Origin of the sequence: Salmonella enterica subsp. arizonae, from assembly GCF_008692845.1 — a bacterium.
Lineage (GTDB): Bacteria > Pseudomonadota > Gammaproteobacteria > Enterobacterales > Enterobacteriaceae > Salmonella > Salmonella arizonae.
The window spans coordinates 435,664-460,486 of record NZ_VXJW01000001.1; the positions used below are offsets into that span (position 1 = coordinate 435,664).

Annotated in this window: 19 protein-coding genes and 5 pseudogenes; 13 read left to right on the forward strand and 11 right to left on the reverse strand. The window is 50.4% G+C overall.

The features are described from left to right. Positions 1-6 precede the first annotated feature (6 nt). A complete protein-coding gene (locus F4V61_RS02300) occupies positions 7-387 on the forward strand; it encodes a GFA family protein (RefSeq protein ID WP_080161131.1) in 381 nt (126 codons plus the stop codon). Between the two features lies 1 nt (position 388). Here F4V61_RS02300 and smvA read toward each other — a convergent pair whose 3' ends face one another. Further along, on the reverse strand, positions 389-1,876 hold the full coding sequence (smvA, locus tag F4V61_RS02305) for a methyl viologen efflux MFS transporter SmvA (RefSeq protein ID WP_079828628.1): 1,488 nt from the start codon (positions 1,874-1,876) through the stop codon (positions 389-391). Positions 1,877-1,993: 117 nt separating this feature from the next. On the opposite strand from smvA, the gene F4V61_RS02310 reads away from it, so the two are divergent. The 4 genes and pseudogenes from F4V61_RS02310 to F4V61_RS02320 form a co-directional block, all read left to right on the forward strand. Continuing rightward, positions 1,994-2,572 carry a TetR family transcriptional regulator gene (locus F4V61_RS02310; protein WP_000121052.1) on the forward strand — a complete coding sequence of 193 codons (579 nt, stop codon included), beginning with the start codon at positions 1,994-1,996 and terminating at the stop codon, positions 2,570-2,572. 210 nt (positions 2,573-2,782) lie between these two features. Next, positions 2,783-2,928, forward strand: a pseudogene (locus tag F4V61_RS22025) (nitrate/nitrite transporter); the annotation flags it as partial. Positions 2,929-2,974: 46 nt separating this feature from the next. Then, a pseudogene (locus tag F4V61_RS02315) lies at positions 2,975-3,121 on the forward strand (transposase); the annotation flags it as partial. Further along, positions 3,117-3,409: pseudogene (locus tag F4V61_RS02320) on the forward strand (amino acid permease); the annotation flags it as partial. The pseudogenes F4V61_RS02315 and F4V61_RS02320, both read left to right, overlap by 5 nt. Here the strand turns inward: F4V61_RS02320 and F4V61_RS02325 are convergent. Beyond that, positions 3,407-3,586, reverse strand: a pseudogene (locus F4V61_RS02325) (YgdI/YgdR family lipoprotein); the annotation flags it as partial. The pseudogenes F4V61_RS02320 and F4V61_RS02325 sit on opposite strands and share 3 nt — an antisense overlap. 142 nt (positions 3,587-3,728) lie before the next feature. Next, positions 3,729-4,790, reverse strand: a complete 1,062-nt coding sequence (locus F4V61_RS02330; RefSeq protein WP_000550629.1) for a YncE family protein — start codon at positions 4,788-4,790, stop codon at positions 3,729-3,731. Between the two features lie 264 nt (positions 4,791-5,054). Here F4V61_RS02330 and pqqU point away from each other — a divergent pair, with 264 nt between their 5' ends. Then, complete coding sequence (gene pqqU, locus F4V61_RS02335) at positions 5,055-7,175, forward strand: TonB-dependent receptor PqqU (RefSeq protein ID WP_079828626.1); 2,121 nt, start codon at positions 5,055-5,057, stop codon at positions 7,173-7,175. 54 nt (positions 7,176-7,229) lie between these two features. Here pqqU and mcbR read toward each other — a convergent pair whose 3' ends face one another. Then, a complete protein-coding gene (gene mcbR, locus F4V61_RS02340) occupies positions 7,230-7,895 on the reverse strand; it encodes a colanic acid/biofilm transcriptional regulator McbR (RefSeq protein WP_079798928.1) in 666 nt (221 codons plus the stop codon). 343 nt (positions 7,896-8,238) lie between these two features. After that, on the reverse strand, positions 8,239-9,276 hold the full coding sequence (locus F4V61_RS02345) for an NADP-dependent oxidoreductase (RefSeq protein WP_079828625.1): 1,038 nt from the start codon (positions 9,274-9,276) through the stop codon (positions 8,239-8,241). A 222-nt stretch (positions 9,277-9,498) separates the two neighbouring features. Here F4V61_RS02345 and mddA point away from each other — a divergent pair, with 222 nt between their 5' ends. Together mddA and F4V61_RS02355 are read left to right on the forward strand one after the other, a co-directional pair. Then, positions 9,499-10,017 carry an L-methionine sulfoximine/L-methionine sulfone acetyltransferase gene (gene mddA / locus F4V61_RS02350; RefSeq protein WP_000155376.1) on the forward strand — a complete coding sequence of 173 codons (519 nt, stop codon included), beginning with the start codon at positions 9,499-9,501 and terminating at the stop codon, positions 10,015-10,017. Then, positions 10,014-10,463, forward strand: coding sequence for a DMT family transporter (locus F4V61_RS02355; RefSeq protein ID WP_038395972.1), 450 nt, complete (start codon positions 10,014-10,016; stop codon positions 10,461-10,463). Before mddA ends, F4V61_RS02355 begins: the two co-directional genes overlap by 4 nt. A gap of 4 nt (positions 10,464-10,467) precedes the next feature. On the opposite strand, the gene F4V61_RS02360 is transcribed toward F4V61_RS02355, so the two are convergent. Continuing rightward, positions 10,468-10,701, reverse strand: coding sequence for a YdcY family protein (locus F4V61_RS02360; RefSeq protein WP_000018717.1), 234 nt, complete (start codon positions 10,699-10,701; stop codon positions 10,468-10,470). Between the two features lie 222 nt (positions 10,702-10,923). On the opposite strand from F4V61_RS02360, the gene srfA reads away from it, so the two are divergent. The 3 genes from srfA to srfC are packed head-to-tail and all read left to right on the forward strand — an operon-like array spanning position 10,924 to position 17,376. Continuing rightward, on the forward strand, positions 10,924-12,249 hold the full coding sequence (gene srfA, locus F4V61_RS02365; RefSeq protein ID WP_079828624.1) for a virulence-associated effector SrfA: 1,326 nt from the start codon (positions 10,924-10,926) through the stop codon (positions 12,247-12,249). Between the two features lie 4 nt (positions 12,250-12,253). After that, positions 12,254-15,235, forward strand: a complete 2,982-nt coding sequence (locus F4V61_RS02370) for a virulence factor SrfB (protein WP_080161107.1) — start codon at positions 12,254-12,256, stop codon at positions 15,233-15,235. Further along, on the forward strand, positions 15,232-17,376 hold the full coding sequence (srfC, locus tag F4V61_RS02375; protein WP_000165639.1) for a virulence-associated effector SrfC: 2,145 nt from the start codon (positions 15,232-15,234) through the stop codon (positions 17,374-17,376). Before F4V61_RS02370 ends, srfC begins: the two co-directional genes overlap by 4 nt. A 43-nt stretch (positions 17,377-17,419) precedes the next feature. Here srfC and F4V61_RS02380 read toward each other — a convergent pair whose 3' ends face one another. Next, complete coding sequence (locus F4V61_RS02380) at positions 17,420-17,593, reverse strand: GhoT/OrtT family toxin (protein ID WP_038397775.1); 174 nt, start codon at positions 17,591-17,593, stop codon at positions 17,420-17,422. Positions 17,594-17,789: 196 nt separating this feature from the next. Here F4V61_RS02380 and yncL point away from each other — a divergent pair, with 196 nt between their 5' ends. Next, on the forward strand, positions 17,790-17,885 hold the full coding sequence (gene yncL / locus F4V61_RS02385; RefSeq protein WP_071820905.1) for a stress response membrane protein YncL: 96 nt from the start codon (positions 17,790-17,792) through the stop codon (positions 17,883-17,885). A gap of 92 nt (positions 17,886-17,977) precedes the next feature. Here yncL and patD read toward each other — a convergent pair whose 3' ends face one another. The 4 genes and pseudogenes from patD to F4V61_RS02405 form a co-directional block, all read right to left on the reverse strand. Further along, positions 17,978-19,402, reverse strand: coding sequence for an aminobutyraldehyde dehydrogenase (gene patD / locus F4V61_RS02390; RefSeq protein ID WP_079828622.1), 1,425 nt, complete (start codon positions 19,400-19,402; stop codon positions 17,978-17,980). 150 nt (positions 19,403-19,552) lie between these two features. Further along, positions 19,553-20,962, reverse strand: coding sequence for a GntR family transcriptional regulator YdcR (gene ycdR, locus F4V61_RS02395; RefSeq protein ID WP_038395967.1), 1,410 nt, complete (start codon positions 20,960-20,962; stop codon positions 19,553-19,555). A 141-nt stretch (positions 20,963-21,103) separates the two neighbouring features. Next, positions 21,104-21,858 (reverse strand): annotated as a pseudogene (locus F4V61_RS02400) (M15 family metallopeptidase); the annotation flags it as partial. A gap of 610 nt (positions 21,859-22,468) precedes the next feature. Further along, a complete protein-coding gene (locus F4V61_RS02405; RefSeq protein WP_079828621.1) occupies positions 22,469-22,846 on the reverse strand; it encodes a D-alanyl-D-alanine dipeptidase in 378 nt (125 codons plus the stop codon). 453 nt (positions 22,847-23,299) lie between these two features. Between F4V61_RS02405 and sifB the strand changes: the two genes are divergently transcribed. Beyond that, entirely contained in the window at positions 23,300-24,277 is a 978-nt protein-coding gene (gene sifB / locus F4V61_RS02410; RefSeq protein WP_001122946.1) for an SPI-2 type III secretion system effector SifB, read from the forward strand. The last annotated feature ends 546 nt before the right edge of the window (positions 24,278-24,823 follow it).

Here is a 24,823-nt window from a genome sequence, read left to right on the forward strand (position 1 = left end):
GTCGAAATGCTGGATGTCTATGCCTGCCACTGTACGCTGTGTCAAAAATGGTCGGGTGGGATCGCCATGTATCTGGAAGCCTGCGGGCAACCACAGCTAGCCCCCCTTTCCCCGGAACCACCACACTTTTCATCCTCTTCGCGCGGCGAACGCTACTTCTGCTCCGGCTGCGGGTGTCCGTTGTGGTTTCGACTTACCGATACCGATCGCTATTTTATTCCCTGGACCTTACTGGAACTGAACGAAGTTGATCGCCGTCGGCTGATTCTGGCTGCGGAAATTTATACCGAAACCCAACCTGCCTTCTGGCGACTGACGGGGCAATACGCACGCCTTAGCGGTAAAGAAGTTGAGGAAATGGACTCTCCCTGTCAGACGACGCATTAAATTATTGACGCTGCGCCTTTGTAAGGCTGAACCACATCCCTACCGCCAGTAAAAGAAGCATACTTCCGGCGCTGCTTAACGCCACGCTATGCGACCAGATAAAGGCTTGTCTGGCGGCGTCCAGTATTGCCTGCCCCAGTGTCGGCGGCAGGCTATTCGCCAACTGCACCGCTTCCCCCATTGAAGATGACGCTCTGGTAATCTCTTGCGCCTCAAGCCCGGCAGGCAGACGGATAGAGGCGGAGAAGCTACGGCTTAGCAGCAGACCGAAAATAGCGATGCCCAGTCCCGCGCCCAGTTCATAAGCCATCGTTTCGATCGCGCCGGCCGCCGCCGCTTTTTCTGCCGGCGCAGCGGCCATAATTGCCGACGTGGAAGCCAGCAATGCGCTGGCGGCGCTAAATCCCAGCAGCGCCATCAGCCCCCAGGCCTGCCATTGTTGGGTGCTGAAATCCGTCATCGCCAGGCCATAAAAACTCAGCGCGCTTAACGCCATGCCGCCCGTCGCGACCAGCCGTAGTCCCAGACGCGAGACCAGCGCGCCCGCAATCGGCCCGCTGAATCCACTGGCGACCATCACCGGCAGCATAAATACCCCGGCCTCATAAGGCGATAGTCCGTGAACAAACTGCAGCTCTTGCGCCATCAGCAGCTCAAAACCCACCAGCGTGATCATCGCGGTCATCGCCATCACGACGCCGCTCAGGATAATGCGATGGGTAAACAGTCGCATATCAATCATCGGACGCGATGCGGCAAGCTGTGTGCGGATAAAGAGCCCCAGAAGCAGCGCGCCGGTAAGCAGGGTAACCGAGATGACCCACAGCGACAGATGCCCTTTCAGCGCGGTTTTAGCGCTATAGACCAACAGCAAAATGGCAATAATCAGCATCACCGCATGGCCAAGATTGAGCGGTTGATCGCGACGGCCCGCCTGGCGAGGAACATAGCGGGCGGTTAAGCCCATGACGACCAGCACAATCGGCACATTGATCAGGAAAACCGATCCCCAGTAAAAATGCTCTAATAATATGCCGCCGATGAGCGGCCCAAACGCCGCTCCGCCCGAACCTACCGCTGCCCAGACGCCCAACGCCATGTTGCGCTGCTTCTCATCGGAAAAGGTGGCGCGTATCCCGGCCAGCGTCGCCGGTACAATCATCGCCGCACCGATAGCCAGTAATACTCTGGTGGCAATAAGCCAACTGGCGGTATGCGAAAACGCCGCCGCCAGTGACGCCAGGCCAAAGATCGTCCCGCCCAGCATCAGCAGACGTTTAAAACCGATACGATCGCCAAGCGCGCCCATCGGCAGCACCATTCCTGCCATGACCAAAGAATAAATATCAATGATCCACAGCAGCTCGTTGCCGCTGGCGCCCAGCGTCATACTCAATGTCGGCGCGGCGACGTGCAGGACCGTGGCATCAATGGCGACAGGAATATAGACCAGCACAATAATGACTAACGTTAACCACTGACGAAACATAACTCTCCCTTCAAAAAATCAAACTTGGACACTTGTCCAGTTTTAGGATCCTACGGTAAGTTGAACAAATGTCCAGCTTTTTGTTACACTGCGCGCATCGGCTAATGTGGAGAAAATATGAGTTACCTGAACCGGGATGAACGCCGCGAAGTGATCCTGCAAGCGGCAATGCGCGTGGCGCTGGAAGACGGTTTTGCCGCCATGACGGTGAGGCGGATTGCGTCAGAAGCCGATGTCGCCGCCGGGCAAGTGCATCACCACTTTAGCTCGGCGGGCGAACTCAAAGCGCTGGCCTTTGTCCATTTGATCCGTACTCTGCTTGATGCCGGGCAAGTTCCGCCGCCCGCCACCTGGCGTGAACGGCTTCATGCCATGCTGGGCAGCGAAGACGGCGGCTTTGAGCCTTACATAAAATTGTGGCGGGAGGCGCAAATTCTGGCAGACCGGGATCCGCACATCAGAAGCGCTTATCTCCTCACGATGCAGATGTGGCATAAGGAAACGGTCAGCATTATCGAACAGGGCAAACAGGCGGGTGAATTTACCTCAACCTCTAACGCCCCAGATATCGCCTGGCGGCTCATTGCGCTGGTGTGCGGGCTGGACGGTATGTATGTGCTGGGTATTCCGGAGATGGCCGATCCTGCGTTTGAATATCATCTGGATCGCATGATTACACTTGAACTCTTTGCATGAAGTCACAAAAAACTTAACAAAAGCCATTTTAATTTACAGACGGTAACAATTAAGAAACGTCATATCTCCTCTTCACGCCGCGCTGGCGTATTTTTTATCCATTCTTTCACTCAACATTCTAGAAAAAATTCAATAAGTTCTCAAAAGAGCGCGTGACGATCTGTCTTTTTTTTGTGTTTTTTCAAATGATATGTGCCTGTGAGGGGTAATATGAGACGACAAAACGAGAATTATAATCGTTATCTTTTGAGTGACTGGATGCCAGAAAATCCTGCCTTCAGGGAAAATAAAGGGAACGTATCGCCAGAAGAAATTTATGGATTTCAGTAAGTTGTTTGCTACTGGCATTTTGTATCCTGAAATATCCGGTCTTTCTTACACCTCACAGAGAGGCGCATTGCCATGAAAAAGACCCGTTATACCGAAGAACAGATTGCGTTTGCACTGAAACAGGCCGAAACCGACACCCGCGTCGGGGAAGTCTGCAGAAAGATGGGTATTTCTGAGGCCACTTTTTACAACTGGAACAAAAAATTTGCCGGTCTGGGCGATGACCGGGATCTTCGATATCACCGCCGTAGCATTATATATGCACTACTGGGCGCGTTTAGCGACGTTCCGCAATGGGTGTTCGCGCTTGGCGCGTTAGCCATTGTCGGCACGATGAATATGATCGGCATAAAATGGTTTGCCGAAATGGAGTTCTGGTTCGCGCTGGTAAAAGTACTCGCGATAGTTATTTTCCTGGTGGTGGGAACGATTTTTCTCGGAACCGGCCAGCCGCTTGATGGCAATACCACTGGCTTCCACCTGATTACAGATAATGGCGGATTTTTCCTGCTGATTGCCCTCCTGAACGGTATAACTGGTCATTCCCGTCTCGTTATCTAACTGCGGCTTACCCTGAGTCACAATCGTTTGCCCGCTCTTCGTCGTCATCACATAGTGGGTTGTGCAACCCGCAAGCATAAAAAATATCATGCCCAAACCTGAACATATAAATGATTTTTTCATATTTTCCCGTGAATATAATGAGTTAACTACAGCAAAAGGGCTGTGTAATTCTCACAGAATCATCAGGCTATCGGTGGGGTGTAAAGAGGCATATCGGTGCGTTTAAAGAGATGACTGGAGGGGGCTTCCCCTCCAGTCATATTTACAGAGCAATGCGGATAACATCATCCGGTTGTGTCGCTTCCTGCTCGCGCGTCGATTTCTGCTTCACACTGACGTAGAGCGTTTTACCGTCTGCCGATAGCGTCAGGCTATTCGGATATGTCGGCGTATCGAACGTTTTAACAACTTTATAGCTCTTCGCATCGATCACGCTGACCTTCCCTTCCTGACGATGTGTCACATAGACCTCGTTACGCGTCGGATTAAACAGGACGGCCAAAGAGGCAGGCGCCGTGATTTTGGCCAAAATATTGCCATTATGGGTATCGACAACCAGAACTTCAGCCGCCTTCGAATCAGTGATAAACGCGCGATGGCCTGCGGTATCGAGACTCAGGTTAATAAAGAAGTGTTCTTTGCCATCATCCAACAACGTCTTACGACTGAGAATTTTATTACTGGCGGTATCGATGGTGATGAATTCACCATCCGCATTAGTGGTGTACAGGCGTTGCGCTTTACTGTCGAGCGCCAGACCCGTACTCATTTTGCCGGTATTTTTAATCGTCGTTTTCAGTTTGATGGTTTCGCCATCCACCACCCAAATTACACTCTCTTTACCAATACCGCTAATGTAGACCGTATTGGTAGACGCATCAGCAACCAGCTCACGAGGCTGTAACGGACGAACCTCTTCGGTACGTTTGCGCGCGTCAAGGATCAGACGGCCTTTCACATCGCCAGTTTTGGCGTCAATCGCAGTAACAGCACTGTTAACCGTATTGCCAAACCATAGCGTTTGGGTCACGGTATTGATCGTGGCGCCGAACGGCTTAAGATCGTTATGAATCGCTTGCGTGACTTCCAGCGTCACCGGGTCGAGACGATAAACCACACCACCTTTATCCAGTTTACGGCTTAGCGATGTGGCCAGCCAGAGCGCGTTTTCCTGTTGACTATAGGCCATCTCATAAGCGCCTTTGCCTACCGCTTTACGCAGCATTTCTTCCGCCGCCAGCGTGTTAAATGAGGATGCGACGAGGAGTGAACCTAACAATAAAGAACCACGCAGGCGCGGCGAAAAAAGATGACGTAAGTGCATAACGACTCCCTTTGATAAAAAACTTGTATAGCTGCTTCACACGGCTTCACTGCGCAGAATCTTCGTTCCGCGCTTATTATAAGTTGAGAATAATAATCATTATTTATCAGAAAGTGGAGCTTTTACTCGCCTGCGAGTGCGATAGCCCTTAAATACAGCACATTTTCTTAACTTAATGTGCGATTAAAATTTAAAAACTTTACATATTGACTACTCTTAATGTCACGTTTTCCGTTGATACGCTTACATTTACCCGGCATTTTCATGAAAATTATTTCCGTTAGACAGCGACTTTATCCCGCCTTCTTATTTCCCCTGGCCTTCTCCCCGGTGCTTCAGGCTGCCGACACGCCCAATGAACAAACGATGATAGTAACCGCGACGCCGCAAACTGTATCCGAGCTGGATACGCCTGCCGCCGTTAGCGTCGTAGAAGGCGAAGATATGCGTCTGGCGACGCCGCGCGTCAATTTATCCGAGTCTTTAACCAGCGTTCCGGGGTTGCAGGTGCAAAATCGTCAAAACTACGCACAGGATCTGCAAATCTCTATCCGCGGATTTGGCTCGCGCTCCGCTTTTGGCGTGCGCGGCATTCGTCTGTATGTTGATGGCATCCCTGCCACCATGCCGGATGGGCAAGGACAGATTTCGAATATTGATATTAACAGCATACAAAACGTTGAAGTGTTACGCGGCCCCTTCTCAGCGCTATACGGTAACGCTTCTGGCGGCGTGATAAATGTAACCACTGAAACCGGGAAAGAGCCGCCTACCCTTGAAGCCAGCAGCTACTACAGCAGTTATGGAAGCTGGCGCTATGGACTAAAAGCCACAGGCGCTATGGGCGACGGCACACAGCCTGGCGATGTGGATTACACGGTATCGACTACCCGTTTCACCACCCACGGCTACCGTGCTCACAGCGGCGCGCGAAAAAACCTGGCGAATGCCAAACTGGGTGTGCGCCTTGACGATGCCAGTAAACTCTCGCTGATTTTTAATAGTGTGGATATTAAGGCGGACGATCCCGGCGGACTGACTGAATCTGAGTGGAAAGCCGATCCGCAGCAGGCACCGCGCGCTGAACAGTACAATACGCGCAAAACCGTCAAACAAACCCAGGCAGGACTGCGTTATGAACGTCAGCTCAGCGCGCAGGATGATATCAGCGTGATGGCCTATGCCGGGGAACGTGAGACCACGCAATACCAGTCTATTCCCATGGCGGCGCAGCTAAAACCAGCGCAGGCTGGCGGAGTGATTACACTACAACGCCACTATCAGGGCATTGATTCTCGCTGGACCCACCGTGGAGAATTAGGCGTGCCAGTTACCTTTACTACCGGATTAAATTATGAAAACATGAGCGAAACCCGTAAAGGTTACAATAACTTCCGCTTTAACAACGGCCTCCCTGAGTTTGGTCATAAAGGCGATTTGCGGCGGGATGAGCGTAACCTGATGTGGAACGCCGATCCTTATCTGCAAACCCAGTGGCAGCTTACGCAAAAATTCTCGCTGGATGCTGGCGTGCGCTACAGCTCCGTCTGGTTCGATTCTAACGATCACTACGTAGCCTCCGGTAATGGCGATGACAGCGGCGACGCCAGCTATCATCAATGGCTGCCCGCCGGATCGCTAAAATATGCGTTAACTGACGCCTGGAATCTCTATCTTGCCGCCGGTCGCGGATTTGAAACTCCCACCATCAATGAGATTTCTTATCGCGCTGACGGCCAAAGCGGGTTCAACTTCGACCTCAAACCGTCGACGAATGATACGGTTGAAGTCGGCAGTAAAACGCGCATTGGCAATGGCTTGTTGACCGCCGCGTTATTTCAAACCGATACCGACGATGAGATCGTTGTCGCCAGCAGCATGGGGGGACGCACTACCTATAAAAACGCGGGCAAAACTCGTCGCCAGGGCGCAGAACTCGCGTTGGACCAGCGCCTTGCCGACGGCTGGCGGATGAAAGCGTCATGGACCTGGCTGGATGCGACCTATCGCAGTAACGTTTGTCAGGGCCAAAACTGTAATGGAAACCGAATGCCCGGCATCGCCCGTAATATGGGATTCGCCTCGTTAGGGTTTGTTCCGGATGAGGGATGGTACGCCGGCACCGACGTTCGGTACATGGGCGATATCATGGCCGATGATAAAAATACGGCGAAAGCCCCTTCTTATACCGTTGTTGGACTGAATACAGGGTATAAATTGAATTACAGTCAGCTCACTATAGATATTTTCGGGCGGGTCGATAATTTATTTGATAAAGAATATATCGGTTCGGTGATCGTTAACGAATCTAATGGGCGTTATTATGAGCCAGCGCCAGGCCGTAACTATGGCGTAGGGATTAATCTGGCATGGCGATTTGAATAAACATCCGGCAATAGCGGGGAGAGCCCCCGCTATACGCTATAAGGTAAGCCATACTTACATTACATACTGATTTTTAATCGTCGCTACGTTTTGTTGCAAAACGTTCTGTAAACAGTAGCGACTGGCTTCTTTATCGCCAGACACTAACGCGTTAAGCAATTTCCTGTACAGATTAACGCCGTTTTGATAACCATCAAGTTTAAAATTATCATATAAAAAATGCAGGCTTGGCCCCAGACGTACCCATAATTGCTCGATCATGGCATACAGTGTTGGCATATCCGCATAGTGATAGATTTCAAAGCGGAATGCGCGGTTGGTCAAAAGAATATCCTCCATTACCCCACTTTCCAACGCCTGTTGAAATTCATCTAATAACGCATTCAGAGTTTGTTCGCGATCTGGGGTAATCTTACCCGCAGCGGCTGCCACCGCCATCTCCTCCAGGGCAGTCCGAATTGTATTAATTTCCAGCAAACGCCCCAGCGAGATCTCCGGCACCATAAACGCCTGTGCCGGCGCTACCGACAGCGCACTGGAAGAGACCAACCTTAACAAGGCCTCACGAACTGGCGTAATACTTATGCCTAACTCCTGAGCAATATTTTTAGTGATTAGCCTCGCGCCTGGCTTTAATGCGCCAATAGACAATTGATGCTTTAACTTATTTTCAACCTGTGTGGTCAGGCTTATATGTTGTGTTTTTTCCGTACCGGGCATTTTCCTTCCCTCACCTCTTTGCAGAACAACATCGCAATTGAGCCCCGAAGAAGTTCCGGAACTTAATTGTAAAAAAGATAATCCTGGCCTGAATGGCCAAATAAAAGTGATAATTTACTTGCGTGATATTCTCATCTTTACAAAAGTACTGCTTTCTTTATGGCGACTGTTTATCTCCGTATCCCCTCACGTATTGAGATTTTTGACGGATTCAGGTCACACGGGAAATCATCAACCAAAGGTGATAAACCCCTAATGATGGGTATAAGTAAAGCCCGAATTTTAAAATTTGCACATTTTTATGGCGACAAATTTATGGCGACAAAATGCCGCCATTTTTTCTTTACGCATCTTCCGCTAAGCGTATCACGGCTTTGCCAAAGTTCTTACCCGCCAGCAGCCCTATAAACGCTTCTGGCGCATTTTCCAGCCCATCAGTAATCTGCTCCCGATAATGAATTTTCCCTTCTTTGATCCAACGTCCCATCTCTTGCTGAAACTCATGTATCCGCTGACCATAATCCTGGCCAATGATAAAACCTTGCAGACGGATACGCTTTTTGAGTAATGTCGCCATCAGCAGAGGCAGTCTGTCTGGACCATCTGGCAATGCTGTCGCATTGTAACCGCTGACCAGACCGCAGAGCGGAATCCGCGCCGAAGTATTCAGTAGTGGCAAGACGGCGTCAAAGACTTTACCGCCGACATTCTCATAATAGATATCGATTCCCTGTGAGCAGGCCTGCGCAAGCTGTTGCGGGAAATCATCAGCGTGATGATCAAGGCACAGATCAAAGCCCAGGACTTCCGTCGCATGACGGCATTTTTCCGCGCCGCCGGCAATACCTACGACCCGGCAGCCCTTAAGCTTGCCAATTTGCCCAACCGTTGCGCCTACGGGGCCAGTGGCGGCTGCGACAACCAGCGTTTCGCCCTCTTTCGGCTGACCAATATCCAGTAACCCCATATAGGCGGTAAACCCCGGCATTCCTGAAATTCCCAACGACCAGGAAGGATGTTGCGGATTATCTCCCAGCTTTACCAGCCCTTTGCCATCTGAAATGTCGTAATCCTGCCAGCCATTGTAACTCAGCACCCATTCGTCTGGCTGATAATCAGGGTGGTTCGACGCGACAACACGACTGACCGTACCGCCGACCATGACGCAGCCAGGTTCAATGGGCGGCGCATAAGAAGGTTCATCGCTCATGCGGCCGCGCATATAAGGGTCGAGCGATAAAAAAACGGTTCGTAATAATACCTGCCCTTCACCGGGCGTCGCGACAGCATCTTCTTCGAGGCGGAAGTTATCCATCTGCGGCGCGCCGTGGGGACGCGAGGCCAAAACCCAACGGCGATTTCGGTTTGTGTGTTGCTTCATTATGTTCTCCTCATGCCTGGCATAATCCATCAATAGTAGTCGAACATTAGCTATCTGAGGGAGCTAAACGCTCTAAGATATCAGGCGCCTTTCGCCGCTGTGCGCTTTTATGAACGACTCCCTCAGCCCCTCGCTCAACATGAATTCTTGCGCTAATCCGTTGATTTATGCCGCCTTCAATAGTATTTCTAACACTATCGTGAACATTCCCTGGGGTTCCCTATGACGATTCGCTTTGCCGATAAAGCAGACTGCGCCGCGATTACCGAAATCTATAACCACGCTGTATTAAATACTGCGGCTATCTGGAACGATCGGACGGTCGATACGGATAACCGCCTTGCCTGGTATGAGACCCGCCAATTACTGGGCTATCCGGTGCTGGTAAGCGAAGAAAATGGCGTGGTGACTGGCTATGCATCGTTTGGCGACTGGCGCAGTTTCGACGGTTTTCGCTATACCGTCGAGCACTCGGTTTATGTTCATCCGGCGCACCAAGGGAAAGGACTGGGGCGAAAACTGCTCAGCAGACTGATCGACGAAGCCCGACGCTGCGGCAAGCATGTGATGGTGGCCGGTATTGAATCGCAGAATGCGGCCTCAATACGCCTGCATCATGCGCTGGGGTTTACCGTTACTGCGCAAATGCCGCAGGTTGGCGTAAAATTTGGCCGTTGGTTAGATCTCACGTTTATGCAGCTTCAGCTTGATGAACGCGCCGCGCCGGACGTATGCAGATGAACCAGTCCCTGACGCTTATCTTTTTGATCGCCGCCGGCGTCGGTCTGGTGGTACAAAACAGTATTATGGTGCGTATCACGCAGACATCATCGTCGATTCTGATCGCTATGCTGCTGAACTCGCTGGTGGGGATCGTTTTATTTGTTACGATATTGTGGTTTAAGCAAGGTGCTGCGGGCTTCGGCGAACTGTTCGTCAGCGTTCGCTGGTGGACATTGATCCCTGGCCTGCTGGGGTCATTTTTTGTATTTGCCAGCATCAGCGGGTATCAGAACGTCGGCGCCGCTACGACTATCGCGGTACTGGTCGCCAGCCAGTTAATCGGCGGACTGGCGTTGGATCTCGCGCGCAGCCACGGCGTCACGTTACGCGCAATGGTCGGGCCGGCGTTCGGCGCTCTGTTGCTGGTCATTGGCGCATGGCTGATTGCGAAGCGCCAGTTTTAATGGATTACAGGATCGTGCCGCCTTTGGTGAGCTGCTCGCGGCGCGCGTCCCGATCTTCTTTATATTGTCGGCCATGATGCGCGATAGCCGTGCGTAAACGTTGCTGTTGCGCATAACGATCTTCGCGACGCAATTCGGCGTCATCGCTCAGGGCAATCAGCAATTCATTCATATGGGCAATAACGCTCTCTGCAATGGCGGCATCCACACGGGCGCTAACTTCCTCCAGGTGCGACATAAGCTCTCCTACTCTTATTCTGTAACAACATGATTCGCCTATTATACGCGTTATTGTCGCCCGATGCGGTAATTCGCCGCCGCCATTCTGATTTAACTTACGTCAAGCGAAAACACGGGGCTTAATAGACCGAGAATTCGCCCCTTTTTACCTTTCTTCTGTCATTTGCTTGCGTATAGACCCCGTAAAGTAGATGCGTGAAGAAGTCTAAGGGATAACAACGTGGCAAAAACTCTCTTACGCAGCGGCAATCTGGATGACTATCAGGCCGTGGGCGGCGGCGGTCAGGCCGTATTTGAATCAGCATGGCAAATTCGCGAAACGCTTCGTCTGCGTAAACAACAGGCGATGGCTGACTGTCTGGCGATTCCGCAGCTTAACGATAATGGCGATCGGGTTGACTGGTATTCGCCGATTGAAGGTCAGGCGATAGCATGGAAAGCTGCCGACGAGGAGACACATTTTCGGGCGTTACGTTATTTAGCCAGCACATTTGAAAGCGCGGCCGCACTCAGCCGGAAAAGCCTGCAATCCGGTAAAACAGCGCTACAACTATTTGGTTCTCTGCTTGAGAAAGCGACACAATTTCCCGGCGAAAATCATGTTTTCCTGGTTAATGGCAAACCGGTTATTACCTTCTGGGGATTCGTTAATCTCAACGAAAATACACGCGATGATGTACTGGATTGCCTGCGGACAACCGAGGCGATAGCCGACATCCCTCTGGTCGAGCCGGAACCTGAGCCGGAAGAAAAGTCGCTGGTAGAGGCGGCGTTTAGTCAGGCGGATGAATCCTTGTTAACGTCTTTCATTGCGCCGCCGAAAATGCCGGAGGAACCTGTTGCGCCGCCCGTTATCGTTAGCGAGCCGAAGCCTGCCACCCCCACCCCGGTTGCTGAGGCGAAAAGAGCTCGCCGTCTACCGTTGTGGAGCTTACCTGTCGCTGCCGTGGTTATCGCTGCCGTCGCCACGCCTTTTTTCTGGCCATCTTCATCCGTTGACGGGTCCTCTCCTGTTCGCGCCGCGCCTGTCGCTACCGCGAAAACTGACGTTACCCCATTGCCTGACCTCACCGCTCATTTGCCACTGCATCGCGCTGAGGTGACGCCCGCCCCCAAAGCGGCGCCGCTGCCGGAAGTGCCTGTCATTATTGCCGCTATCCCCAAAGACGCGCTGGTGATGGACAGTACGCAAATGAAGCTTGGGACTACGCGCTTTTTAAACGGTAACTGGCGGGTTATCGTGGATGTAAAAGATCCGATTACCGGCAAGCCGCCCTCTCTGCGTTATCAGATCCAAAATAACAAAGGTATCGCGCGCGTAGTACATGGCGATAACGTGGTTTGTCGGGCGGAGATTTTCTCTGGTCTGCATCAAACGGGCGAGCTGATGATTAAAAGTCGCGGCAATGCGCGCTGCACCGACGGCTCACGTTATCCGATGCCGGAAATTACCTGTAAAGCGGGCGTCAATGACGTCGCAACCTGTACCGCCCGTTATGACGAGCACGCGGCAATTCCGTTGACGTTTAAAAAGATAGGTGCCTGATTTTATGTTGGTCAATCTGTGTAATTACAAACAGAGCGTCACGCTCATTGCAAACAGTGGCGTCCAGTTTCTTGATTTTGGCTTAACGCCGCAAGAGTCGGCCCACTACGGACGCTTTGTGCGCAAAACGGCAAACGGTCCGCTACTGCGCCTCGATTTTGATCTGACAAGCGGACGCTACACCTTGCCAGGACGTGCTGGCGGTCAACCTGAAGTCGTGAAACCGGAAAGCACCCAGGCGCTGCACTATTCACTGGACGTACTCGACGGGATCTGGCTTCCCCTGCCGTTTCTGCGTTTTAATCCGCCGCGAACCTTTATTGACGGGCCGGATAACTGGGCGCGCATTCAGGTACGTAAACTCAGTAAACCGGATACCGCCGGAAACACACACCGGATCACCCTCGCCTTCGACAGTCAACTGGCAAAAAATATGCCTTCGGCGTTAGCGCCTTGCGAAAACGATCTGCTCAACGGCACGCGTTTTGCTCTCGCCTGGCGCGATGAAGAAGTCGCCGATTTTCTTGATCAGACATGGATTGACGGCTGGCTGCGCGAGTCGTTTCTTCAGTATGCTTCACAGGTGGAAAACCGTTCAGAACAGGCCATTCAACAAGCGCTGCGTAGCTTTGAGTATCAGGCGCACTGGCTAAATTTGCTGACGCTGTTGGGCGAACAGCTTACGGTGCCGGAAGTGAAGTTTGTGACACATACGCTAAGTACGCCTGCGATCCCTGTCGATCTGATTCTGGATGTTGGCAATACGCATACCTGCGGCGTACTGATCGAGGATCATGGCGACGCGAATGACGGATTACGCCAGACGGCGGAGCTTCAGGTTCGTTCTTTAAGCGAGCCGCAGTATCTGAACGATCCTTTATTTACCAGCCGGGTGGAGTTCTCCGAAGCGCGCTTTGGCAAGCAACACTTTTCTGTCGAAAGCGGACGAGACGACGCCTTTATCTGGCCTTCTATTGCGCGCGTGGGCGACGAGGCCCGCCTCCTTGCTATGCAGCGTCTGGGCACTGAAGGCAGTAGCGGCATCTCCAGCCCGCGTCGCTACCTGTGGGATGAAACCCCCGCCTTACAGGACTGGCGCTTTAGCCAGATGAACGGTAAAACGCAGCGCGAACCGCTAGCCACCGCGTTTCCGCTGATGAATTTGATGAATGACGACGGACAACCGCTATTCAGCCTGCCGGATGAGGAAAGACTACCGGTTTTTTCGCCGCAATACAGCCGTAGCACGTTGATGACGCATATGTTGTGCGAAATTCTGGCCCAGGCGTTGGGACAAATTAACAGCGTCGCCACCCGGCTACGACTCGGCTTTCCCGCCTCGCCGCGCCAGCTACGCACTCTGATTTTAACGCTGCCCTCCGCCATGCCGAAACAGGAGCGGGAAATTTTCCGCCAGAGAATGTTTGAAGCGCTGGCGCTGGTCTGGAAAGCCATGGGCTGGCATCCGCAGGATGAAGATTTCACCACGCCTAAGCAGCGCGAAAAAAGCGTGGTGCCGGTGCCGGAAATTCAGATGGAGTGGGACGAAGCGAGTTGCGGCCAACTGGTATGGCTTTATAACGAATCTATTTCGCATTACGCCGGGCGTACAGAATCCTTTTTTAATGCGCTGGCCAGACCGGATCGCCAGCCAGAACCCGGCGTTGAACCCGGACGTGCGCTGCGCGTAGCATCGATTGATATCGGCGGCGGCACGACGGATACGGCGATCGTTCACTATCAGTTAGATGACGGCGTGGGGGCCAATGTAAAAATTACGCCTCATCTCCTGTTTCGCGAAGGTTTTAAAGTCGCCGGGGACGATCTGCTATTGGATATCATTCAGCGCTGCGTACTCCCTTCCCTGCAAACGGCGTTGCAACGGGCAGGCGTTACGGATGCCGCCGCCCTGCTGGCGACCTTATTTGGCGATTCGGGACGAATTGATACTCAGGCGATTTTGCGTCAGCAAACGGCGCTGCAATTATTTATGCCGCTGGGTCACGCGGTACTTTCCGCCTGGGAGCAAAGCGACATTAACGATCCGTTTGCCGGTTTACATGCGACATTTGGCGATCTGCTGATCCGCCGCCCAACGAGCAACGTGATGAACTATATCCAGCAGGCGATCGATCATGCTTTACCGTCGGGTTCGCCGACATTTGATATATTCAATGTGCCATTGCAAATTCAGTTTAGCCAGCTTCAGGAGGCGCTGCTGGCTGGTCAGTTTACACTGACGACGCCGCTTCATGCGGTCTGCGAAGCGATCTCTCACTACCACTGCGATATCTTGCTGGTGACGGGGAGACCGACCTGCTTACCCGGCGTACAGGCGCTCATCCAGCACTTACAACCGGTGCCGGTTAACCGCATTGTCTGGATGGATAAATATCAGGTGCATGAATGGTATCCCTTCAATCAACAAGGGCGTATCGGTAATCCAAAATCCACTGCCGCGGTGGGCGCGATGTTGTGCAGTCTGGCGCTGGATTTACGTCTGCCGCGTTTCAATTTTAAAGCGGCTGATATCGGCGCATATTCGACCATACGTTATCTCGGCGTACTGGATAATACCGTCAATACGCTTCGCGATGAAAACATCTGGTATCACGAGATCGATCTGGATAACCCCGACGCAACTCTGGACGCTCGCCTGCATTTTCCGCTACGCGGCAACGTAACGTTGGGCTTCCGTCAGTTGGCTAACAGTCGCTGGCCTGCGACCCCGCTCTATTCCCTGAGCATTAATTCCGCTGAACTGGCAAAAACTATCGCTGGCGACGGCGTACTGAATGTCCGACTCAAATTACACGGCAAAAGCAAAGATAGCCCCCCGGAATCTTTCATATTAAGTGATGCCTGGCTCCAGGACGGAACACCGATCGCCGCCGATGCGCTGACATTAAAATTGAATACGCTGGCTGACCGCCGCCACAGCGGTAGCCACTACTGGATAGATAGCGGGAGTGTATACCTGAAATGACAAAACCGTTAAATGCCACACAGGCTGTTATCGAGTGGGTTAACAACACACGCCGTTACGCAACGCGACTGGATGACGAAGCCGACGCTCTGCTGGCGCAGCTTACGCTTGTCGCAGCGGATGAGTCAGCGCTCAACGCCGCCTGCGCATCACAGGGCTGCGTCGGTCTGTATGGGTATGAGCAATCCGCAAAGGCGCATCTTTTAACGACGCTATGCGGTAACGAGAATGGTAAGCTGGAAATTATCACACCAGACCGTAACTATGATTATTTCAGCCACATCAATCCGGGTCATGCGCCAGCGAATATGGCCATTCGCTTTACGCGCGACACCTGTTCAAACGAGAGTAACTGGCCGTTGCGCCTGCGCTTGATCAGCGAAGCAGAACTGGTGCAGCTATTTATCGCCTGGACTTGTTCGTCCTCCGATTGTCGCCAGGTCGAAAAATCCATTATTACGTCACGCCTGGAGAAATGGCAATCGCTTCGCCAACCGCAACCCGTTCCCGGCGTTACCGCTGAAGAAGTGGCGACCATCGCGCGTTTCTGGCGCACTTGCCTCCCGTCCGCCAGGCAGCACATTGATGATGCGACATGGCAGCACTTTGCCTCTCTTTTACCTGCGGTAGATCTTACGACACGGGCGCACGCCTGGGCGTTACTGTGGGGAGAGCAACCGGAAATCACCCAGCAATGGCTGGCGCTGGCGCATACGTTGCAACAAACCGGCCATGCGGAAGAACTGGCGGCGCCGCTCAGCCTGCTGGTCGATCATTTTGGTTTACCGACGGAAAACTTCCTGACGCAAATGGCGCTGATCGCCAGCGATACGCAAAGCGATGTGGTGGTACATCCTGTTAAGCAGGGTAGCCTGCTCAATGCGGTCAGCCTTTCGCTTGATTCGCTGGCGCTGCTTACCTGCGAGCTGGTGCTGACAGTTGAAAACTGCGCACTGGATAACGTTGATTTACTCGATATTCCGGTCGCGCCAGACGTTCATCCTCATCCTCTATGGCGGGCGAAATTAGGCTGGATGTTGGCTCATTACCGCCAGCAAATGCAGCCTGATGTTCTGGTGATCTGCAATGCTCTGGCATCCCGCTCGCAAACGTCCACCGCCGCCCGCCACTTAATGGAGTGGGTTAACGCTACCCAGCCGCAGCGTGAATCGGCGTTACCTGGCGTCGTCTGGGCAATTACCCCACAGGATGCCCGTTTTGCCACCCAGCAGAATCTGGACGAAGCCGTCCAGCAGTTGATGGGCAAACCTGGCGTGCATTGGGGAACGTTGCAGGCTCTGGATAAGCACAGTATGCAGCGTTTGGTGGAATGGTTATCGCAAGCGACATCGGCGCCACAGCGACAGGCACGTTTACAAGCGTTACGCGAACAACAGCGAGGCCGCGTGCGCGATCTGTTACCTATTTTTGAGGACGCGCGACTACCGGTTGAAACCGTGATCCGGCGTCTTCAGGCCCAGGCCGCCAGACATGGCGACCTGCTGTCTGGACTGTTGCCACCGGTACAGAATTTCGAAGCGTTGTTGCGCACCCGTCAGTCGCGAGAAGAACAAGTCAACAGCTTATTTAATGATGCTATCGATCTCTTTGCCGACGAACCAACGTGCGCTCCAGCGTCAGAAGGTCGCGAAACGGGTTATCAGGCGCACAAAATGTGGATCAATCATCTGCGCCAGTGGGCCCGCAGCCAGAATAATGCGCAGCGTCTGGGAATGGAACCGCCGTTGCTCAACACTGTGGCGAATATTTTAATTACCGCCAGCTATCGCCTCGGTTTACCTCAACAGTTACAGAAAACCATGCAACGTGAAGACGTGAGCGGCGCGCAGCTTCATGCCATAGTCGGTAACTTCATTGCCTGGCTCGGCTACGCAGACATCGAGGAGGCCCAACGTCCGGCCAGTCGCGTTCAGAAAGGCACTGCCATTTTTGCCGCAACGCCGCGCTCGACGATGTTGCGATTAACAGAGCTTAACGAACAACCCGTTCACGCCGCAAGCCGCTATGTCTATGACTGGCTGGTCGCGCTGTATACCCTGGCCAATGAGAACACAGGCTATCGGCATCCGCGGGACGTTACAGATGTGGACAGAGAGCAGTTGATGGCCCTGATAGGCTGATCTGGTGGAAAACCATGCCCGGTAACGAATATCGGGCTTGACGTCAGAAAAGCGAAAATAACAGAGCGACAGGGAGACTTATTGGCCATGTAGCGCCAACCAAAAAGGCGCTCAGAAAACGAATTCGTTTTTTGTCATGAGTCAGAAACCAGGTGATCAGAAATGATATTACCGCCATGACGGCATAAAAAACTAACATCTTTTGATAGAGGGACATTTCAGGCATCCGCGCCAGCCAGAGGAAAAACGCGCGCAATATGCTCTTTTTTTTGAGACACATCAAGGTTTATCTGCCTTAACAGCAAAATGTTCTCAATGCACTGCTCCGCTTACAGAATGAAGTGTTTAAGTATTATTGCGGATCTCGCCAACCCGTACTATACCCATATGGGTTATGATGAAAGGTGGCAAAAATGAATGTTTCCAGTAAAACCGTAGTGCTGATTAATGTCCTGGTTGCTGCGGGACTTTTGGGTCTAATCTCATTGAGATTCGGCTGGTTTGCTTGATGTGTTGGATTGCTGCGCATGTTGGCGAGGAGGTTCCCCTCTCCGCCAACACCCGCCTGTTTTTCGTGACTTTTCTGAACAGTAAATGCTGCTTAATGCTTAATCATGATATGGCGGACAAGGGTGTAGTCTTCCAGACCATACAGTGACATATCTTTGCCGTATCCCGACTGTTTCTGCCCTCCATGCGGCATCTCGCTAACAAGCATGAAATGTGTATTAACCCAGGTACAGCCGTACTGCAATCTGGCGCTAAGTCGGTGCGCCCGTCCAACGTCCTGCGTCCAGACGGAGGATGCCAGACCATAGCGGGATTCGTTGGCCCACCTCAGTACCTGCTCTTCATCATCAAAGGCGGTAATACTGACCACCGGGCCGAAAACTTCGCGTTGCACGATGGCGTCTTCCTGTTTTGCGTCTGCCAGCAACGTCGGGGCGAAATAGTAACCTTTGCCTCCTGTTTGTCTTCCACCGGCAATTACGCGGATATGGCTGAGCGCTTTCGCCTCCTCTACAGCCGCTGTAACGCGCGCCAGATGCGCCTGTGAACTTAGCGGCCCCAGTTCTGTCGATTCATCCTCCGGCGCGCCCATTTTCAGGCTGCTCACCGCCTGCCCTAGCTTTTCGACCAGCGTATCATAGATACCGCGTTGCGCGTATATGCGGCACGCCGCAGTACAATCCTGTCCGGCATTATAGAAACCGAAGGTCCGGATGCCCTGCGCCACCGCATCCAAATCGGCATCATTAAAAACAATCACCGGGGCTTTACCGCCGAGTTCCATATGCGTGCGTTTTATCGCTGGCGCAGTATGCCGCAGAATATGCTCCCCGGTCGCGATAGAGCCGGTTAAAGAGACCATGCGTACCTTTTCATGACCGGTCAATGCATCGCCAACGGTTTGCCCTCGTCCGAAAAGCACATTAATCACCCCCGGCGGGAAAATATCTTTCGCCAGCGCGGCAAGTTTAAGCGCCGTCAGTGGTGTAATTTCAGAAGGCTTAATCACCACGCAGTTGCCTGCCGCCAGCGCTGGCGCCAGCTTCCATGCCGCCATCATGAGCGGATAATTCCACGGCGCGATAGAGGCAACTACGCCAACCGGATCACGGCGGATCATTGACGTATACCCCTCCAGATATTCGCCCGCCGCCAGCCCATTCAAACAACGGGCCGCGCCAGCAAAAAAGCGAAATACATCTATAATTGCCGGAATTTCATCATTGATTACACAGTGTAAAGGCTTACCGCAGTTTTGCGATTCCAGTTTGGCGAGCTGAAGGGCATTTTGCTCGATACTGTCCGCCAGTTCTAACAGGCATTCCGCCCGTACTTTGGGTGTGGTTTGCCCCCATGCGGTAAACGCGTTATCAGCGGCCAGCACTGCGGCGTCGACCTGCTTGGGCGACGCTTCCGCAATTTCAAGTATGACCTCGCCTGTCGCCGGGTTATAAACGGACTGTCTTTCTCCCTCGCCGTTCACCAGCGCGCCATTAATCAGTAATTGATATTGCATAGCATTTTCCCATATCGTCGTTAATCGATTTTCCGGCGAACAGGCCGCCGCTTTCCTAAAAATAGACGGCGCGCCAGATGCTCACCCGACACGCTCGGGAAATTTAGCCAGGTTGTGAGCTGGCACGCATTCCACCATACGGTAAGGCTTTTAGCGCAACATCTCGCGAATCAGGCAGCCAAGCTGTTTTACGGCCTGTTCTTCCCGTTCTCCCCAGTGCCATGCGGTGTTAAAACGAAAGTAACGCGTCCATGCTCCAGAGGTTGAAAACATTTTCCCCGGCGCAATACTGATATTGTGTTCAAGCGCTTTGGCGCTAAGCTCTCCAGCATCAAAATGCTCAGGTAGCGCTAACCAAAGAAAATAACCGCTATCATTATGGTGAATTTTTACTTCCGCCGGGAGATGGCGCAAAAGGGTTTGCCAGGCTTGCTGTTTACGCTCAGCAAGCTGCCTTCGCAACCGGCGCAGATGCGCGTCATATCGACGTGTAGAGAGATAATCCACTAACGCCAGCTGCATAGGGGAACTGGTAGATAATGTGCTCATCAACTGCAAACGCTGAATTTCTCTGGCATGGCTTCCTCCCGCAACCCAGCCAATGCGAAAACCGGGAACCAGACATTTGGAAAAAGACGAACAATGCAACACGCTATCGTCGCGATCCCATGCTTTGGCAGGCAGCGGTTTCTCACGGCCAAAGTAGAGTTCGCTATAGACATCATCTTCAATTAGCGTCACGTTATAGTGCGTGAACAACGCAACAAGCCGCGCTTTTTTCTCAGCACTCAGCGTAAACCCTAAAGGGTTCTGGCTGTTGGTCATTAACCAACATGCTTTCACCGGATACTCCTGTAACGCCTGTTCCAGCGCCATAATATCGATACCTTCTTTGACATCTGTGGGTATCGATAACGCTTTCAGGCGCAATCGCTCCAGGGCCTGTAGCGCACCGTAGAAACATGGGGTCTCCACCACAACCCAGTCTCCCGGCGCCGTCACAGCTTGTAAACTGAGATTCAACGCTTCCATCGCGCCGGCGGTAATGACAATCTCATCAGGAGAAACGGTAATCCCCTGCTGCGCGTAGCGGTGCGCTATCGCGTAGCGCAATTCTGCATTACCCGGCGGTAAGTTTTCGATCACGCTCATTGCCGTCGCGGTTTTACTGATCTGCGCCAAGGAGCGGTTCAGTTGCGGCAAGGGAAACAGACGCGGATCGGGAAACGCTGAAGCAAAGGGTACGATTGAAGCATCGCGGCTGGCCTGGAGCATCTCAAAAATATAGGTATTGATATCTACTGCTTCATCCCGAATAACGTGCGCCGCGCTCGCGACTGACCGACAAACCGGATGCGGCGCAACGTAATAACCGGATTGCGGACGGGCGATAATCCGTCCCTGACTTTCCAGCAACTGGTACGCATGACCGACAGTCATAAAACTCATGCCACTACTGGCGACCTGTTCCCTCAGCGAGGGTAATCGATCGCCGGGTAGCCAAACGCCAGAGGCGATTTGCTCTCGTATTTGCTCCGCCAGACGTTGATATTTTTTCATTATTCGTTCTCATTGATCGCTGCTTGCAGGTGGCAACCGCAGTGTATATCTGTTATTAAAATTAACAACGATTTGCTAACTGTTATTGTGTTTTCCAACAGGCGTAATTATCAGGTTTTTCAACAAAGCGTCGTTTGAGGTTCTCTCTTTAACGGGAATGTCAAACCAAGTCTTCGGGTATGACTCATTAGTAAGGGAGAAATGCCACCATTCTGTATAATGCCCGCATCACGCATCAATGTTTGTAATAACAACCGATTTGCACGTTGCTGAGCGGTAAGCATGGCATTATCAGGATGGGATAACGGACTAAAACAGCCAAAGCCAGTACCCAAATCCAGACTATTGTCTGGCGAACGTTGCGCCGCTGGCGCAGCACAATCCGCCAAAGGTCGCCCAGGATGGTATACTGGTAACTTACTGTCGAGCGGAACGATCATTAGATCAAGCGTACTTCCCCGGCTGTGGCTGGATTTGGCGGCGATATAACCTTCCTCAAACAGGCTACTTTTATCTACTTGCGGATAAAATTCGTTTTTCATTTGTTTTTGAGAAGGAGCTTTGGCCCTGGCGGTAAAGTCATTCACTGCGGTTTGCGGTCGGTAGAAATCATATATTTTTAAGGTAAGTCCAAAGGGAGGCAGACGATCGGCGACCTGCTTCACCGCGTTCGCCGCTGGCGGCGTTAACAGGCAAACAGGCGCTTTATAGCCTTTAATCGGGCGACCAATAACGTTATAAGAAGTAAAATATCGCATGTCTACCTGTACGTCGGGAGCGACTGTAGTAATATCGACAACATCTTTTGGCCGATGGGAATCAATCTGGGTCTCAGCTGACATTGCCTGAAGAGACAACAGGCTGAACAAGAGGAAAGAAGATACGCGCTTTACCATATACTGCACCTCATGGGAACCACAGGGGGAATTATGTATTTGATCAGGTAAAGATTAGCGGACAGCGCTTAAACAGATGGTTAAAATAAACGTCTTTTGCCACCTATAATCTGTACCTTATCGCAAACGAAGAGACTGTATTTTGTTTACACGCCCTTTTCACCTCCTGCTCTATATTCCACAAATGCTGGCAATGTCCTCAGCGTATGACTTATCAGTATGGCTATTTGATAATCAGCGGTAAAGAAGTTGCAGCCTTCCATAACCAAATAAGATAGTTCCGCCAAAGATAAGAATACTATAATAGTTAGAAAAGCAATTAGCGAAGGTCGTTTCGATTGTATGCGACAACGTGTTGAAACGACGATTTTCCGTAAAGAAAACGCCGAGGAGTATCCAATTATTCAAACACATGTACAGGAACATAACCATCTAACCGGGATAGATTCAATCCGCTCACCATAGCCGTTATGTAGTAAGGCCCGAAGTCTGGAAAATCCAGTCCGGCATCCGTTAATTTAAAGTTCTCGCTTATGCAGACAATAATATAATGCCTACGTTTCTACAATTGTCAGGATGCAGAAGCAGATTATGGACATGAAGTAAACCATTATACATCAAATTTTCTGGATAGGCGCTGAGCTTGCCGTATACTTTTATTTATCGTACATCCCAACATAAAAATAAACCCTGCAATGACACCATAATTCCATAGACATAACTTAAGTATATTCCATAAATAAACCGAGACATGATTTAATTTTTCTGTAATTGTTATAGTCTGTACAAAGATTACGGGATGGAACAGTAAGACCCCCAACAATAATATTCCTGCGACAATAATGGTGAGCAACTGAAAAAAGGCCCACCCGATAGCGAAACGGTAAAGTAACAGTAATAATAGCCGCCCACACTTTTTTAGCCATTCTGATTGCAAAATGCTCCAGGACGCTGTCTTTTCGTGTACATCGTGATCTGATTTCTTCATTTTTGGCCCCCTCGCAGGCTTAATAATGTTATCGCTCAGCTGAAAATAAATTTGCCAGCTAATCGTTACAATAATTATAATTAAGAAAACACTAAAACATTTATATAATAAGCACTATCAGTATAGTGCCTATACTTAGCTTCCCCAAGCGCCTCAACATTCTTAATCTAAGAATACTTTCAGTTTAGCTTTTTATAAAACAATTTCTACACGGTTGAGCAACAATTTACTTAATTCGTAAATAATTATTAATTAAATTAATTTATTTTTAACAGTTAACCCACTCCTTATACTCCTCCTACACGGTAGACACATAAGCTTTACAGTAATGGTGTTGCCGAATCAGATGAAAAGTAAAAATCAGGTATTCCACTGATAGAAAACATGGAGTAATACTTTAAATATATTCCATCCAAAAACACAAATATCATCATATAATCAGTGGCTTACATTATGCCAATTACTATCGGTAGCAGTTTTTTAAAGAGCGAGCTGTTTCCTGAAAATAGTAACACGCAACGCTCATTCTTTTATTTATTATGGGAAGCAATTAAAGAGTTCTTCTGTGGCACGGGAAGAGCAGATGCCGACAGATATATAAAAGAGTTATGTAATATTACCTCTCCGCCTGGCGCACAACGTTTACTTGATTTATTCTGTGCGTTATATAAATTATCATCACCAACATGCAGAGATAATTTTCATTTTGAGTACTATAAGGATGCTGAGTGTCAATATACTAATCTATATATAGAAGATGGTGCAGAAACTCCATTACGTATTGTGATACGCCAGGATTACTATTATTATAGCATTATGGACAAAACAGTGACTTGTATTTATACATATCCCGAAACCCTGAAGACATACCCTGATGTTAGTATAAAAACCGGTACTTATGTTTGTGAGCCACTATGCTGTTTATTCCCTGAACGGTTACTACTCACACTACCCGGCGACATAACATTTTCAATTAGTTTAAATGAGATAAAAGAGACACTTATCGGCATGGCAGAAAATGGAACTTTATATAGCTGGAAGGAGCAGGAAAGAAAAATAGCTATATCCTCCAGGATTAATACTGGCATTGCGCGGGCAGGTGTAACGCATATTGACAAAGCCACCCAAAATATAATAGCCTCAAAGGCTATTTCAGCCGCTGACCTAAAGAATACGATATATGATGCAAATTATACACAAAGCTCAATTATGCAGATGGTTTATTCATGTCTGTTTAAAAATGATATATTAGCGAATCTTCTTTATGAAGAAACCTGTTATAATCAATTATGTTTAAACGAACTTACTGAATATGTAGCACTTCAAATTCATAACTGTCTTTTTTCTGAAAACTTATCTTCACTAGTTGAAATAGCAGAAAAAGAGACTCACCATCAGCTTTTACTAAACCATAAAAATAATCATTTATAATCTCCTGATAATTTTAGAAGTACCCCATTGAGGGAATGGTACCGTTCTTCATGGTTACAATGGAATATATAGGTGCGAGGAAATCTGTACTGATCAGCCCCCGCAATGGGACGACAGGACAGGGCATTAGAAGCTCTTCCACAGGGCATTAATCCGAAGGAGTCGTGTTGGGGAGATTTTGGTAAATAACATAATAGTAGAAAAGCGGTTATAAAAAATAGAACGATTCTGGTGGACTATGGCGTTAAAGCTAAAGTGACCTTTGATTTATTATCTACTGACCAAGAATCGTTAGTCCGATACATTCTACAATATCGCCAAGAAATATAAGACAGAAATGGCGGTTGGACGAATATTACAATGAGCATTGTAATTAACAGGCCTATACCCGTAGACATAATGCAAACCTGGTTACTTAAAAGAATGCTCCAGATAAATATAACCATACAGCCGAAAAGTACCCATAACACAATTATAAAACGAATACATTTACTAGCTAACTTTTTTCATACAACTTATCGCACTTATTGACAAACCGTTTTCGCT

Bases quoted from the DNA above. Each gene is read 5' to 3' on its own strand.
- F4V61_RS02360 (WP_000018717.1), bottom strand. From the start codon at position 10,701: ATGTCGCACCTGGAGGAAGTTAGCGCCCGTGTGGATGCCGCCATTGCA.
- F4V61_RS02405 (WP_079828621.1), bottom strand. From the start codon at position 22,846: ATGAAGAAATCAGATCACGATGTACACGAAAAGACAGCGTCCTGGAGC.
- F4V61_RS02345 (WP_079828625.1), bottom strand. From the start codon at position 9,276: ATGAAGCAACACACAAACCGAAATCGCCGTTGGGTTTTGGCCTCGCGT.
- F4V61_RS02330 (WP_000550629.1), bottom strand. From the start codon at position 4,790: ATGCACTTACGTCATCTTTTTTCGCCGCGCCTGCGTGGTTCTTTATTG.
- mcbR (WP_079798928.1), bottom strand. From the start codon at position 7,895: ATGCCCGGTACGGAAAAAACACAACATATAAGCCTGACCACACAGGTT.
- srfC (WP_000165639.1), top strand. From the start codon at position 15,232: ATGACAAAACCGTTAAATGCCACACAGGCTGTTATCGAGTGGGTTAAC.
- F4V61_RS02370 (WP_080161107.1), top strand. From the start codon at position 12,254: ATGTTGGTCAATCTGTGTAATTACAAACAGAGCGTCACGCTCATTGCA.
- F4V61_RS02355 (WP_038395972.1), top strand. From the start codon at position 10,014: ATGAACCAGTCCCTGACGCTTATCTTTTTGATCGCCGCCGGCGTCGGT.
- ycdR (WP_038395967.1), bottom strand. From the start codon at position 20,962: ATGAAAAAATATCAACGTCTGGCGGAGCAAATACGAGAGCAAATCGCC.
- sifB (WP_001122946.1), top strand. From the start codon at position 23,300: ATGCCAATTACTATCGGTAGCAGTTTTTTAAAGAGCGAGCTGTTTCCT.
- smvA (WP_079828628.1), bottom strand. From the start codon at position 1,876: ATGTTTCGTCAGTGGTTAACGTTAGTCATTATTGTGCTGGTCTATATT.
- F4V61_RS02380 (WP_038397775.1), bottom strand. From the start codon at position 17,593: ATGTCCCTCTATCAAAAGATGTTAGTTTTTTATGCCGTCATGGCGGTA.
- F4V61_RS02310 (WP_000121052.1), top strand. From the start codon at position 1,994: ATGAGTTACCTGAACCGGGATGAACGCCGCGAAGTGATCCTGCAAGCG.
- F4V61_RS02300 (WP_080161131.1), top strand. From the start codon at position 7: ATGCTGGATGTCTATGCCTGCCACTGTACGCTGTGTCAAAAATGGTCG.
- patD (WP_079828622.1), bottom strand. From the start codon at position 19,402: ATGCAATATCAATTACTGATTAATGGCGCGCTGGTGAACGGCGAGGGA.
- yncL (WP_071820905.1), top strand. From the start codon at position 17,790: ATGAATGTTTCCAGTAAAACCGTAGTGCTGATTAATGTCCTGGTTGCT.
- mddA (WP_000155376.1), top strand. From the start codon at position 9,499: ATGACGATTCGCTTTGCCGATAAAGCAGACTGCGCCGCGATTACCGAA.
- pqqU (WP_079828626.1), top strand. From the start codon at position 5,055: ATGAAAATTATTTCCGTTAGACAGCGACTTTATCCCGCCTTCTTATTT.